This is a genomic window from Eleftheria terrae (genome assembly GCF_030419005.1).
Taxonomy (GTDB): domain Bacteria; phylum Pseudomonadota; class Gammaproteobacteria; order Burkholderiales; family Burkholderiaceae_C; genus Caldimonas; species Caldimonas terrae.
Genome location: NZ_CP106951.1, coordinates 323,440 through 336,810, shown reverse-complemented (window position 1 = coordinate 336,810; position 13,371 = coordinate 323,440). Strand labels below are relative to the sequence as shown.

13 protein-coding genes are annotated in these 13,371 nt (G+C 71.4%); 7 read left to right on the top strand and 6 right to left on the bottom strand.

Annotation, left to right across the window (positions count from 1 at the left end; all coding sequences use genetic code 11):
• Positions 1 to 297 precede the first annotated feature (297 nt).
• Positions 298 to 531, top strand: coding sequence for a DUF2630 family protein (locus tag N7L95_RS01885; protein ID WP_301258125.1), 234 nt, complete (start codon positions 298 to 300; stop codon positions 529 to 531).
• A 48-nt stretch (positions 532 to 579) separates the two neighbouring features.
• On the opposite strand, the gene N7L95_RS01880 is transcribed toward N7L95_RS01885, so the two are convergent.
• The 3 genes from N7L95_RS01880 to N7L95_RS01870 all read right to left on the bottom strand — a co-directional run bounded on the left by N7L95_RS01880 (position 580) and on the right by N7L95_RS01870 (position 1,668).
• Positions 580 to 945, bottom strand: a complete 366-nt coding sequence (locus N7L95_RS01880; protein ID WP_301258124.1) for a DUF2845 domain-containing protein — start codon at positions 943 to 945, stop codon at positions 580 to 582.
• Positions 942 to 1,274, bottom strand: coding sequence for a thioredoxin family protein (locus tag N7L95_RS01875; RefSeq protein WP_301258123.1), 333 nt, complete (start codon positions 1,272 to 1,274; stop codon positions 942 to 944). Before N7L95_RS01875 ends, N7L95_RS01880 begins: the two co-directional genes overlap by 4 nt.
• Before the next feature lie 133 nt (positions 1,275 to 1,407).
• Positions 1,408 to 1,668 (bottom strand): DUF2798 domain-containing protein, encoded by a 261-nt coding sequence (locus N7L95_RS01870; RefSeq protein WP_435870052.1) that lies wholly within the window; start codon positions 1,666 to 1,668, stop codon positions 1,408 to 1,410.
• A 138-nt stretch (positions 1,669 to 1,806) separates the two neighbouring features.
• Between N7L95_RS01870 and N7L95_RS01865 the strand changes: the two genes are divergently transcribed.
• Positions 1,807 to 2,775, top strand: coding sequence for a LysR family transcriptional regulator (locus N7L95_RS01865; RefSeq protein ID WP_435870051.1), 969 nt, complete (start codon positions 1,807 to 1,809; stop codon positions 2,773 to 2,775).
• Positions 2,776 to 2,785: 10 nt separating this feature from the next.
• Here the strand turns inward: N7L95_RS01865 and mdtD are convergent, their stop codons facing one another.
• From mdtD to N7L95_RS01850, 3 genes are all read right to left on the bottom strand, one after another.
• Positions 2,786 to 4,198 carry a multidrug transporter subunit MdtD gene (gene mdtD, locus N7L95_RS01860; protein ID WP_301258121.1) on the bottom strand — a complete coding sequence of 471 codons (1,413 nt, stop codon included), beginning with the start codon at positions 4,196 to 4,198 and terminating at the stop codon, positions 2,786 to 2,788.
• A 114-nt stretch (positions 4,199 to 4,312) separates the two neighbouring features.
• Positions 4,313 to 4,705 carry a BLUF domain-containing protein gene (locus tag N7L95_RS01855; protein WP_301258120.1) on the bottom strand — a complete coding sequence of 131 codons (393 nt, stop codon included), beginning with the start codon at positions 4,703 to 4,705 and terminating at the stop codon, positions 4,313 to 4,315.
• A 113-nt stretch (positions 4,706 to 4,818) separates the two neighbouring features.
• On the bottom strand, positions 4,819 to 5,295 hold the full coding sequence (locus N7L95_RS01850; RefSeq protein ID WP_301258119.1) for a MerR family transcriptional regulator: 477 nt from the start codon (positions 5,293 to 5,295) through the stop codon (positions 4,819 to 4,821).
• A 382-nt stretch (positions 5,296 to 5,677) separates the two neighbouring features.
• On the opposite strand from N7L95_RS01850, the gene N7L95_RS01845 reads away from it, so the two are divergent.
• The 5 genes from N7L95_RS01845 to N7L95_RS01825 all read left to right on the top strand — a co-directional run bounded on the left by N7L95_RS01845 (position 5,678) and on the right by N7L95_RS01825 (position 13,303).
• Complete coding sequence (locus tag N7L95_RS01845) at positions 5,678 to 7,291, top strand: acyl-CoA carboxylase subunit beta (protein WP_301258118.1); 1,614 nt, start codon at positions 5,678 to 5,680, stop codon at positions 7,289 to 7,291.
• 42 nt (positions 7,292 to 7,333) lie between these two features.
• Entirely contained in the window at positions 7,334 to 8,488 is a 1,155-nt protein-coding gene (locus N7L95_RS01840; protein ID WP_301258117.1) for an acyl-CoA dehydrogenase family protein, read from the top strand.
• A gap of 48 nt (positions 8,489 to 8,536) precedes the next feature.
• Positions 8,537 to 10,534, top strand: coding sequence for an acetyl/propionyl/methylcrotonyl-CoA carboxylase subunit alpha (locus N7L95_RS01835; protein ID WP_301258116.1), 1,998 nt, complete (start codon positions 8,537 to 8,539; stop codon positions 10,532 to 10,534).
• A gap of 166 nt (positions 10,535 to 10,700) precedes the next feature.
• Positions 10,701 to 11,582: a beta-keto acid cleavage family enzyme gene (locus N7L95_RS01830; RefSeq protein ID WP_301258115.1), complete on the top strand. Its 882-nt coding sequence runs from the start codon at positions 10,701 to 10,703 to the stop codon at positions 11,580 to 11,582.
• A gap of 395 nt (positions 11,583 to 11,977) precedes the next feature.
• Positions 11,978 to 13,303 carry a GH1 family beta-glucosidase gene (locus N7L95_RS01825; RefSeq protein ID WP_301260036.1) on the top strand — a complete coding sequence of 442 codons (1,326 nt, stop codon included), beginning with the start codon at positions 11,978 to 11,980 and terminating at the stop codon, positions 13,301 to 13,303.
• The last annotated feature ends 68 nt before the right edge of the window (positions 13,304 to 13,371 follow it).

Sequence of the window (13,371 nt, the reverse complement as noted above, 5' to 3'; positions counted from 1 at the left end):
ACGAACCCAGCGCCGCGGGGGCGCAGGCCCCCGAAGCAGGGGGGCCGTGGGGGCCGGGCCTGTCATCGCGCGGCATGGAGTCCGGCTATCGATGCCACACCTCGCGGTGTGCCGCATTGGAGCGCCGGCGCACGGGCCCAGCCGGCCGCCAGCGCATGGCATCCACACCACGGCCGGCGTTCGTGGCAGCAGCCGCCGACACGAGCCACCCGCAGGTGCACCGCTTGCCCATCATTCGGTAGGCCCCGGTGCGGCGAGTCCGTTCCGGGTCGACGCCACCTTCACCGGAGCCAAGCCATGAACGACAGGAGCCTCTTGCAGCACATCACCGAACTGGTCGACGAGGAAAACCGGCTGCGCGCGGAAACCGCCCGCCCGGAGCAGCATGCCGAGCGGATCCAGCACATCGAGGAAGAGCTGGACCAGTGCTGGGACCTGCTGCGGCAACGCCGGGCCCGGCGCGAGTTCGGCGACGACCCCGACAAGGCGCGCATGCGCGACGCGGGCACGGTGGAGCGTTACCTCAACTGAGGGGCTTCCCTGCCAAGCATGGCCGGCCCCGCGGCCAGCCATGCCGTCTCACCGCTGGGGCGCCAGATGCTCGATGCGGCGGCCGTACTCGATGGCGGTGACCCGTCCGGACTCGAAGCGCACGGTGGCGTTGAGGTTGCCGGGCCCGCGGTCATAGAGCCATTCGTCCACCTGCTCGCAAGGCAGCACGGTGACGATGGTCGTGCCGGGCACCGGTGGCACCTCGGGCGTGCGCCGCACCGGCTTGCAGTAGGAGTCGCGCAGCAGCGGCTCGCCACACTTCTGCAGGACCGCCAGCTTGGAATCGCCCACCTCCGAGCTGTAGCCGTTGCAGCGCAGGCTCTCGGCCTGGGCTGAGGTGGCCCCCGCCGCAACCAGCAGCAGCGCTGCCCAGCGCCGTGCACCGGCCCTCATGATGCGGAGTCGATGCGCGCCAGCGCATCACGTACCGCACCGGCGTCGGCCGGCCGCACCAGGCGGGCGACCTCGCGGCCGTCGCGCAGGAACACCAGCGTCGGCCAGAGCTTGACGGAAAACGACCGGCCGAGCGGGCGGCCCTTGCCGTCCTCGATCTTCAAGTGCTGCACCTGTGGATGCCCGGCGAAGGCATCGGCCAGCAGCGGCTGGGCGGCGCGGCAGTAGCCGCACCAGGGAGCACCGAACTCGACGACGGCCGGCCCGGCCAGCGCATCGACCTCGGCCCGCGTGGGCTCGCTCCCCGCATAGACAGTGTTCATGGCCATCGCACAATCCTCGTCGCCAGCAACGCGCCGGCCTCGCGGCAGCCACCGGGGCGGTGGCGCATCCTGCCGCACAACCCGCAGTGTATGTGGGCAGGGCGCCTTGCGTGGGCAGCAGGGAATGTGCAGGCCCGCTTCAGGCTTGCACCGTCACGGCCACCAGCCGCGCCACCACCGGCCGCACCAGCATCACGCAGAAGAAGGCGGTCGGCATCGCGAGCAGGTAGGCCTGCAGCACCCGCCCGGCATAGCCGGGGCCAAGGCCGCTGTTGGCGCCGACGATGACCGAGCACATCAGCAGCGCCATGATGCCCGACATGTAGAACGCGAACGCCACCGGAGCGAAGCGACGTTGCAGTTTCCAGCCAGTGCCGGCGGTCGAACTTGTTTTCAGCATGGAAATCATCCTCTCAAGATGTGAATTGATTGCAGCGGATGTGCTCAACTCTAGGCAGCGCCGCCTTACCGCGGTAGCGGGCAGTCGCCTGCGGCAGTCGTAAGGCAAAGTGATGAATGGCTGGGATTTAATGGCGGCATGAGTATCGAGAACCTGCGCGGCATCGAGGCCTTCATCAAGGCGGTGGACCATGGCAGCATCGCCGCGGCGGCGCGCCGCCTGGGCATCACCCCGGCAGCGGCCAGCCAGAGCATCGCGCGGCTGGAACGGCAGCTGGGCGCCCGCCTGCTGCTACGCACCACCCGCTCGCTGGCGCTCACCGATGCCGGGCAGGTCTACTTCGCCCGAGTGCGCGACACCGTGATGCAGCTGGAGCACGCCCATGCCGCCGTGACCGAGCTGTGCGGCGAAGCGCAGGGCGAGCTGAAGATCGCCTGCTCGGTGGCCTTCGGCCGCCATGTGGTGGCGCCGTTGATCCCGGCCTTCGCCGAGCGGCATCCGCGCGTCGCCACCGAGCTGCTGCTGACCGACTTCGCGGTCGACCATGTCAAGGAAGACGTGGACGTCAGCATCCGCTTCAACGCGCAACTGGAGCCCGGCCTGGTGGCCCGCCGCATCGCGACGGTGCCCATCTTCCTGTGTGCCTCGCCCGACTACCTGCGCCGCGCCGGCCGGCCGCTGAAGCCCGAGGCACTGCGCGAGCACGCTTGCCTGGTGTTCCGGCTGCCGGTGCATGGACGGCTGCTGCCGTGGGGGTTCGTGCGCGGCGGCGAGCGCTTCGAGCCGGAGCTGCGGCCCACCGTGGTCTCCAACGACATCGACGCGCTCGCGGCGATGGCGGTGGCCGGTGCCGGCATCGCCCGGCTCGGCAGCTTCGTGGCCGGCGAGCACCTGGCGGCCGGCCGGCTCGAAGCGCTGTTCGCCACGCCCTGCAGCACCGGCGCACATGCCGATCCCGAGCCGCTCGAGTTCTTCGCCTGCTGGCGCGACAGGCAGTACGTCTCGCCCAAGGTGCGCGCCTTCGTCGACTTCATCTCGGAGGCCTTGCACGGCCATCCGCGGCTGCAGCCGCCTGCCCTGCCCCGCAAGGCGGGACGCCGCCGCTGAGCCGGGCGGCTCAGGCGCCGTCGCCCACGGGCCGGGCGGCGCGCCGCCGCTCGCCGGCGTCGTCGCGCAGCTGCGCGAAGATGAAGGCCGCGGCTGCCGACATCAGGCCAACGCAGACATAGGTGGCCTGGAAGCTGCGCAGCACCCCCTCGCTGCCGGGTGCCTGCGCAGGGCCGCCAAAGGCCATCAGCAGTGCCGCGGCCGCCGCCACGCCGAGGCTCATCGACAGCTGCATGACCACCGACAGCAGGCTGTTGCCGCTGCTGGCGGAGCGTTCGTCCAGGCTGCCGAGCGTCAGCGTGTTCATGGCGCTGAACTGCAGGGAGTTGACGATGCCGAACAGGCTTACCTGCAGCAGCACCTGCAGGGGCTGGCTGTCCCGCTGCACCAGCGCAAAGCTGGCGATCAACCCGGCCAGCGCCAGCGTGTTGCCCACCAGCACCCGCCGGTAGCCCAGGCGCTTGATGAGGCGTTCGGCAAAGGTCTTGGACAGCATGGCGCCCAGCGCACCGGGGATCATGCTCATGCCGGCGGCGGCGGGTGAATACCCCAGCCCCACCTGCAGCAGCAGCGGCGTGAGGAAAGGCATCGCCCCGCTGCCCAGGCGGGCGAACAGGTTGCCGAGCAGGCCCACCGAGTACGTCGGCATGCGAAAGAGCTGCAGGCCGAACAGCGGAGCCGGGGTGCGCGCCGCATGCAGCCAGTAGCCCGCCAGGCAGGCCAGCCCTGCACACAGCAGGAGCAAGGCGCCGGCGGCGTCGAGCGCGCGCTCGCCCAGGCCCTGCAGCGACAGCGACAGCATCACCATGCCGGCACCGAACAACACGAAACCCCGTGCATCGAAGCGCTGCCGCGACGCGCCACGAAGCTCGGGCATGCAGCGCGCGGCGGCCACGGCGCCGAGCAGGCCGACCGGCAGGTTGATGAGGAAGATCCAATGCCAGCTGGCCACCTGCACCAGCCAGCCGCCCAGCGTGGGCCCCACCAGGGGTCCCACCAGGCCGGGCAGCGTGACGAAGGTCAGCGCCCGCAGCAGGTCGTCACGCGGGAAGGCGCGCAGGATGGCCAGCCGGCCAACCGGCAGCAGCAGCGCGCCGCCCACCCCCTGCAGCACCCGCGCCGCCACCAGCAGCGGCAGGCTGGGCGACATCGCGCAGGCCAGCGAGCCGAGCGTGAACAGGCCGATGGCCGCCACGAAGACCCGCCGCGTGCCGAAGCGGTCGGCCAGCCAGCCGGAGGCCGGAATGAGCAAGGCCACGGTCAGCAGGTAGGCCACCACCACCGACTGCATGCGCAGGGGGCTTTCCTGCAGGTCGGCGGCCATGCGCGGCAAGGCGGTATTGAGGATGGTGGCGTCCAGCGTCTGCATGAAGAACGCGATGGCCACGATCCAGGGCAGCGTGCGTCGGGTGCTGAGGTCCATGGGCTGAAGGGAAGGCGGACAGCGCCGCCGGCAGGGACTGCCGGTGGCCGCCTGGCCGGCCTTGTCCGCAAGCAAACATGGCTCCCGGCGCAGCACCGCCGGCGCCACGGCCGTTCAGGCCGGGTTCAGGAAGAACCGCTCGAACAGCCCGGGCAGGGACTGCGGCTCGACGTGGCCGGCCTGGTACAGCTGCTCGGCCTCGTCGCTGCGGTCATAGCGGTCGATCAAGCCCATGCTCCACTGGCCGAAGCGGCGCTGCGCGACCGTCTCGTGCGCCAGCACGCGAACCCGGGCATGGCGACCGTCCCGCTCGATGCGTGCCAGCACCGGCAGCAGCCGGTCGGCAGCACCTTCCAGCACCTGCGCGAAGTGGCGATGGGTGACGGCCAGCATGCCGGTGAGGTCGAGCCGGCGGTTGCGGATGCTCGACACCCATTGGATGCGCTGCACATCGAGCGGCAGGATCCCGGGGGCGATTTCACTCACGTAGAGCAGTCGTTGCAGCATGGTTTGGTGCCTGTTCCGGCTGACAGCGGGTTGAATGAGACGGGCGCGCGCGCAAGGCAGCCCCCAGCCCCGGTATATCGGCCGCCGGCGGCACAACTTGAGGGCGCCGGTGCTCAACCCTTGCGCGCCACCAGTTGCCGGCGCACCGACTCGTTGATAAGTCGCAGCTCGGCCAGCGTGGCGTCGATGTGGGCGCGCTTCTGCTCGAGCTCGGCGATCGCCGCATCGGTGCGCTCGAGCGTGAACTGGAGCTGGCGGACACGGCCCTCGCCATGGTCGCCGTAGAGGTCGAGGTACTGCTTGATCTCGGCCAGCGAGGAGCCGATGGCCTTGCCGCGCAGGATGAGCTTGAGCCGCACCCGGTCGCGCGGGCTGTAGACCCGGGTGCCGTTGACCCGCTGCGGCCGCAGCAACCCCTTGTCTTCGTAGAAGCGGATGGCGCGCGCGGAGATGCCGAATTCGCGGCACAGTTCGGTCACACCATAGAGCCGCTCGGCCGGCTCCGGCGTGGAGGCCTGCAGTACCTCCTGTGCCGCGAGGCGCGCAACGGGCGACGCGACGGCGCGCTTGCGGGTGGCCGCGCCTGCCATCGCTTCAAGCCGCCGGCCGCGGCCAGGCGGCTGCGCAGGCACGCGCCGCGCCGCGCCGACGGGGCCGGCCCGGCAGAACGGTGGACCGATGGACGCAGCGAGGTGGCCGCGGCGCAAGGGGAAGCAAAGGCACCATACAGGCGGAGGGAGGAGGCATGCCGGGCATCCCGGCCCCTGCATCGTAGCGCTCGGGGCGCGCATTCCGCAAAGGCCATGCGCATGACGCATGTAAGAGCCGCATGACGTTAACGGAAGCTAGGCTTCAGCCACGTGACCGGGAGAGCCGCCATGAGCGCAAGCCACCTGACCGCCGCGGCCCTGCGCCGCCCCTGCGCTGCAGACCCGCTGCGGTCTGCCCACGGCTTCCTCCGGTGAGCCGGCCATGGCCGTGCTGACGTCCACCCTCGACACCCGCTCGGCCGCCTTTGTCGCCAATGCCCGGCGCATGAAGGAGCGCCTGGCGGAGGTGCGGGCGCTGGAGGCGCGCAGCGTGGCGGCTTCGGCGGCCCAGCAAGCCCGCTTCGAGTCACGCGGGCAGCTGCTGCCGCGCGAGCGGGTGGCACGGCTGCTCGACCGTGGCTCGGGCTTCCTGGAGCTGAGCGCGCTGGCCGGGCTCGGCATGCACGACGACGATGGCCGCGACCTGGTGCTGGGCGGCGGCGCCATCGTCGGCATCGGCACCGTGGCGGGCAAGCGCGTGCTCGTATCGGCCAACGACAGTGCCCTGAAGGGCGGCACGGTGCCGCCCATGGGCCTGAAGAAGGTCTTGCGCGCCCACGAGGTGGCGCGCGACAACAAGCTGCCCATCATCTACCTGGTGGAGTCCGGCGGCGCCAACCTGATGTACCAGGGCGAGATGTTCGTCGAAGGCGGCCGCAGCTTCGCCAACCAGGCCCGCCTGTCGGCCCTGGGCCTGCCCCAGGTGGCGGTGGTGCATGGCGCCTCCACCGCCGGTGGCGCCTACCTGCCCGGCCTGTCCGACTATGTGGTGCTGGTGCGGCACCGCTCCAGCATCTGCCTGGCCGGCCCGCCGCTGGTGAAGGCCGCCATCGGCGAAGACGTGAGCGAGGAGGAGCTGGGCGGCTCGCTGCTGCATGCCGGCGTCACCGGGCTCGGCGAGTATGTGGCCGAGGACGACGCCCATGCGATCGCGCTGACGCGCGAGCTGCTCGACCAGCTGCCCTGGGACACGGTGCCCCATGAACCCGAGGGCGCGCCGCCACCCCGCTACGACCCGCAGGAGCTGCTCGGCGTGGTGCCACAGGACGAGCGCGAGCCCTACGACGTGCGGGAGGTCATCGCCCGCGTGGTGGATGGCTCCGATTTCCTGGAGTTCAAGGCCGCCTTCGGTATGGAAACGCTGTGCGGCCATGCACGCATCGAGGGCCGGCGCGTGGGCCTGCTTGGCAACAACGGGCCGATCCAGCCGCAGGGCTCGGCCAAGGCGGCACAGTTCATCCAGCTGTGCGACCAGGCTGGCCTCCCGCTGGTGTTCCTGCAGAACACCAGCGGCTACATGGTGGGCCGCGAGGCGGAGCGGGCCGGCGCCATCAAGCACGGCGCCCGCATGCTGCAGGCGGTGGCCAATGCACGGGTGCCGCGCTTCACCGTCGTGCTGGGCGGCTCCTTTGGCGCCGGCAACTACGGCATGTGCGGCCGCGGCTTCGATCCTCGCTTCATCTTCAGCTGGCCCACCGCGCGCACCGCCGTGATGGGGAGCGCGCAGGCGGCGCGGGTCATGGAATTCGTCGGCCGAGCCAAGTACAGCCGGGCCGGACAGCCGCCCGACGAGGCGGCCCTGGCCGCGATGAGCGGGCCGCTGCGCGAGCGCATCGAGCACGAGTCGGGCGTGCTGTTCGGCACCGCCCGCCTGTGGGATGACGGCGTCATCGACCCGCGCGACACCCGCCGGGTGCTGGCCCTGGTGCTGGCACTCGCCCACGAGGCCGACGCCCGCGTGCTGCGGCCCAACACCTTCGGCGTGGCGCGTTCCTGAACGCCCAGCGCCCCTGCCCCACCCTGATCCGCGAGGCCGCCCATGCAATTCAGCCCCGAACACCGCCAGTTGGCCGACACGGTCGACCGTTTCGTCCAGCATGAACTCAATCCCTATGTGCCGGCCTGGGAACGGGCCCAGCAATTTCCGGCCCGCGAGGTGTTTGGCAAGCTGGCCGCCCTGGGCCTGCTGGGCCTGAAGTACCCCCCCGAATACGGCGGCGCCGGCCTGGACTTCAGCTACTCGATGGTGATGGCCGAATCGCTCGGCGCCTGCCACTGCGCCGGCGTGCCAATGGCCATCGGCGTGCACACCGACATGTGCACGCCCGCCCTGGCGCGCTTCGGCTCGGACGCGCTGCGGCGCGAGTTCCTTGCGCCGTCGATCGCCGGGGAGCGGGTGGGCTGCCTGGGGGTGAGCGAGCCGGGTGGGGGCTCCGACGTGGCGGCCATCCGCACCACGGCCCGCAGCCATGGCGACGACTACATCATCAACGGCAGCAAGATGTGGATCACCAACGGCATGCAAGCCGACTGGTGCTGCCTGCTCGCCAACACCGGCGACGGCCCCCCGCACCGCAACAAGAGCCTGCTGGTGGTGCCGCTGGAGGCCGCCGGCGTCACCCGCAGCAAGATCCGCAAGATCGGCATGGACGCTTCCGACACCGCCCAGCTCTTCTTCGACGACGTGCGGGTGCCCAAGCGCTTTCGCATCGGCGAGGAGGGCATGGGCTTCACGATGCAGATGCTGCAGTTCCAGGAGGAGCGGCTGTGGGCGGCGGCGTCGACCCTGAAGAACCTGGACCGCCTGATCGACCTGACCATCGAATACACCCGCGAGCGGCAGGCTTTCGGCAAGCGCATCCTCGACAACCAGGTGGTGCATTTCCGCCTGGCGGAGTTGCGCTGCGAGGTGGAGGCGCTGCGGGCGCTGACCTACCGCGCGGTGGAGCAGTACGTCGCCGGCCAGGACGTGACCCGGCTGGCCGCCATGGCGAAGCTGAAATGCGGCCGCCTCAGCCGCGAGGTGGCCGACGCCTGCCTGCAGTACTGGGGTGGCCAGGGCTACACCTGGGACAACCCGGTCAGCCTCGCCTTCCGCGACGGCCGGCTGATCTCCATCGGCGGTGGCGCCGACGAGGTGATGCTCGGCATCATCTGCAAGCTCGAAGGCACGCTGCCCCAGGGAGCGCACTGACATGGCGCCCCTGCCCTGCCTGGCGCAGCCCGGCGCGGGAGCCGGCGCATGAGCTTCTCCACCCTGCTGGTGGCCAACCGCGGCGAGATTGCCTGCCGCATCCTGCGCAGCGCGCGCAAGCTGGGCTGGCGCACGGTGGCGGTCTTCAGCGAGGCCGATGCCGGCGCCGCCCATGTGCTGCAGGCCGACCGGGCGGTGTGCATCGGCCCGGCGCCGGCGCGCGAGTCCTACCTGCACATCGAGCGGCTGCTGCAGGCCGCCCGCGACACCGGTGCAGACGCGGTCCACCCGGGCTACGGCTTTCTCTCGGAACGGGCCGACTTCGCACAGGCCTGCCTGGATGCCGGGCTCGTCTTCGTCGGACCGCCGCCGGCCGCCATCGAGGCCATGGGCCACAAGGCGGCAGCCAAGCGTCGCATGCTGGCCGCCGGCGTGCCTTGCCTGGCCGGCTACCTGGGCGAGCAGCAGGACGACGGCGCGCTGGCCGACGAGGCACTCGCCCTCGGCTTTCCGCTGCTGGTGAAAGCGGTGGCGGGCGGCGGCGGGCGCGGCATGCGGCAGGTCAACCACCTGCATGACTTGCCCCAGGCGCTGGACAGCGCCCGGCGCGAAGCGCTGAAGGCCTTCGGCGACGGCAGGCTGATGCTCGAGCGCCTGGTCGAGCACGGCCGCCATATCGAGATCCAGGTGTTCTGTGACGGCCACGGCAGCGCCCTGCACCTGGGCGAGCGCGACTGCACCGCCCAGCGCCGGCGGCAGAAGCTGATCGAGGAGTCACCCTCGCCGGTGGTGGACGCTGCGCTGCGCGAGGCGATGGGGCGCGACGCGCTGGCCGCCGCTCGGGCCGTGGGCTATGTGGGCGCCGGCACGGTGGAGTTCATCGTCGATGCCGGGCGGCAGCACTACTTCCTCGAGATGAACACCCGGCTGCAGGTGGAGCACCCGGTCACCGAATGCGTGAGCGGCCTCGACCTGGTGGAGTGGCAGCTGCGCATTGCGGCCGGCGAACCCCTGCCGATGCAGCAGGACCAGGTGCACCTGCAAGGCCATGCCATCGAGGCCCGGCTGTATGCCGAAGAGCCGGCCGACCGCTTCAGGCCCCAGGCCGGCCGCATTGCCTGGTGGCGGCCGGGCGTGGCCCTGGAAGCGGCCGGCCCGGGCGGCGGCGTGCGCATCGACCACGGGCTGAGCGAAGGCGACGAGATCGGCACCCACTACGACGCCCTGCTGGCCAAGTTCATCGCTCACGGGCGCAACCGTGACGACGCCATTCGCCGCCTGGCCGCCGCGCTGGAGGATGCGCCGGTGCTGGGCCTGCCCACCAACGGGCCCTTCCTTGTCCGCCTGCTGCGGCACCCGGTGTTCCGGCAAGCTGGGCTGCACACCACGCTGATCGACCACTGGTCCGAGCAGGGCGACCCGCTGCTGCAGTCCGCGCCGCCGGCCGAGGCCGACTGGCTGCTCGCTGCTGGCCTGCTGGCGCTGGGTGACGGAGAAGCCCGACCGCGCCCGCCTTCCGTGGCGGGCTACGGCCTGCAGCTGCAATGCGCCGGCCAGGTGCGCAGCCTGCGAGCAACGACACAGGGCCGCCGGGCCGAGGTGGAGCTGGATGGACGCCGCCACGCGGTCGAGCGCCTGCCCGACGCCGCCGACGGGCGCTGGCGGGTGGCACTGGATGGCGTGCAGCGCCGCCTGGTGGCCCACCGCGATGGCAGCCGGCTGGAATGGGCCTGCGATGGCGGCCGGCTGGTGTTCAGTGAACCGCCGGCGGTCGAGCCGGCGCAGGTGGTGATCGATGCCCGCCATGCGGTGGCGCCGGTTTCCGGCAGCGTGGTGCAGGTGCTGGTGCAGCCGGGCGACCCGGTGACGCGTGGACAGCCCCTGGTCTGCGTGGAGGCGATGAAGATGGAGATGTGGCTGGTGGCCCGCGCGGACGGCCGGGTGCAGGCCCTGAACGCCGCACCGGGCGACACCGTGGCCACCGGCACGGTGCTGGTGGAGCTGGCCCTGCACGAAGCCGGCGGTGCGGCGGCAGAGGCGCGGTGAAGCACAACTACCCGCTGCGGTGCCGCGCGCGCGGCACCGCAGCCACCCCGCCAGCCGATGCCGGCGACGAGGACCCGATGACACCGACCCGTCCAGCGCCCCATGGCTCGACAGGGCCACGGCACTCGCCGGCGACTGCCCGGCTTGAATCGAAGGAGGTCAGCCCATGAACGCCAGCGCCCCGGCCATCCTCACCTGCGCCCTCACCGGCGTGCTGACCGACCCGGCCCGCCATCCGGTGCCGGTGACACCGGCCGAGCTGGCCCGTGAGGCGCGCGACGCCTACAACGCCGGCGCCACGGTGATGCACCTGCACCTGCGCCAGCAGGAGCCCGGCCGGGGCCATCTGCCGAGCTGGAACCCGGCGTTGGCCGAAGAGGCGGTGGCCGCCATCCGCGCCGCCTGCCCGGGCGTCATCGTCAATCTCAGCACCGGCGTGGTGGGCCCGGACATCTCCGGCCCCGTGGCCTGCCTGCGCCGCACCCGGCCCGAGCTGGCGGCCTGCAATGCCGGCACGCTGAACTACCTCAAGCTGAAGGACGATGGCCGCTGGGCCTGGCCGCCGATGGTGTTCGACAACCCGGTCGAGAAGGTGCGCGCCTTCCTCGACGTGATGCACGACTGCGGCACCCGGCCGGAGTTCGAGTGCTTCGATGTGGGCATCGTGCGCTCAGTCGAGCTTTATCGCCGTGCCGGCATGCTGCCGGCGGCCGGCGCGCCGACCAGTTGCAACTTCGTGATGGGTGTCGCTTCCGGCATGCCATGCGATGCCGGGCTGCTGGCGCTGCTGCCGCGCTGGCTGCCGCCCGGCTCGCTGTGGCAGGCGACCCTGATCGGCCGCGCCGACATCTGGCCGGTGCATCGCCAGGCTGCGGAACTGGGCGGCATGCTGCGCACCGGTCTGGAAGACACCTTCTACCTGCCCGATGGCCAACGAGCCGGCGGCAACGGCCCGCTGGTGGAGGCGCTGGCCCGCTGCGCACAGCAGGCCGGCCGCTCGGTGGCCAGCCCGGCACAGGCGCGCGCGCTGCTCGGGCTGCCGGGCTGAGGCCCGGCCGGCCGGTGGCACCGCCCGGGCGGCGTGACCGCGCGCCGCCATTGGGGCCAGGCCGGCGACGCCCGCTCCCCCAGGACCGGCGAACCTGCTGGAACCGCCATGCCAACGCAGCAAGAACGCGCCAACGCGGCCCAGGCACTTCACTCCCGGCGCCCGCTGGCCAGTCCGCGGGCATGGCGACGCACCGCCTCGCACGGCGCATGCCCGCCCCCGGGATTTCCCCCATCCCTTGCCGGCCTTGCGTGCCAGCCCGGCTGCGCTATAGTGACATCGGTCAGTGGAACCGGTTCCACACTCATCGATTCGACCCTAGCCATCCGAGGTACACCGACGTGCTGCGTGATCTTCCCGACTCCTGCCTGCTGACCCCGCCCGAGGGCTCCGCGATGTGGCGCCCCGACTTCCTGTTCGGTGTCGCCACTGCGGCGTACCAGATCGAGGGAGCGGCGGCCGAGGCAGGCCGCCACCCCTCCATCTGGGACACCTTCTCCGCCACGCCGGGCAAGGTGCACAACGGTGACACCGGCGCGATCGCCTGCGACCACTTCCATCGCTGGGAAGCCGACCTGCAGCAACTGGCCGACCTGCAGCTGGATGCCTACCGCCTGTCGATCGCCTGGCCGCGGGTGGTGGACGAGCGCGGCGCGCCCAACCGCCAGGGGCTTGATTTCTACAAGCGGCTGCTGGAACGGCTGCAGTCGCTTGGCATCCAGGCCTTCGTGACGCTGTACCACTGGGACCTGCCGCAATGCCTCCAGGACCGCGGCGGCTGGCTCAACCGCGACACCGCCCAGCGCTTCGGCGACTATGCCTCGCTGGTGAGCCGGGAGCTGGCCGGCCTGGTGACCGCGTGGTGCACCCTCAACGAGCCGTGGTGCTCGGCCTACCTGGGCCACGCCAACGGCCACCACGCGCCCGGGCTCAAGAACGTGCGCTACGGCGTCGAAGCCATGCACCACCTGCTGCTGGGCCACGGCGTCGCCACCCGGGCGCTGCGCTCGAATGACAGCGCGCCGGTCGGCATCGTCACCAATGTCAACGCAGTGCGGGCCGACAGCCAGCGGCCGGAAGACCTGCAGGCCGCCCGCCTGGCCCACGCCTGCGCCAACAGCTGGGTGCTGGACCCGCTGCTGCTCGGCCGCTACCCCGAGGAACTGCGCGAGCTGTGGCCGGGTATCGAGGCGCCGGTGCGCACCGGCGACATGGAGCGCATCGCCGTGCCGCTGGACTACCTGGGCATCAACTACTACTTCCGGGCCAATGTGCGCAGCGACGGTGCACACGGCTATGTCGAGCGCATGCTGCCCGGCGTGGAGCGCACCCAGATGGGCTGGGAGGTCTATCCCGAAGGCCTGCGCGACCTGCTGCTGGGCTTCAAGGAACGCTACCCGCGCCTGCCGCCCATCTACATCACCGAGAACGGCATGGCCAGCGACGACCGGGTGGTCGACGGCCGGGTCGAGGACCCGCAGCGCATCAGCTACCTGCGCCGCCACCTGGCCGCGGTGGACGAGGCCATGCGCCAGGGCGTGGAGGTCAAGGGCTACTTCCTCTGGTCCCTGCTGGACAACTTCGAATGGGCCTACGGCTATGAGCGCCGCTTCGGCATCGTCCATGTGGACTACGCCACGCAGCAGCGCACGCCCAAGGACAGCGCCCTCGCCCTGCGCGACTTCCTGCGGCAGCGCAAGGCCGGCCCGCGCGCGGGCTGAGCCACGGTCCCGCCCCCTCCCTTCCCCAACAAGGAGCCGGCTACCAGGCTCCAGCTCACAGGAGACAT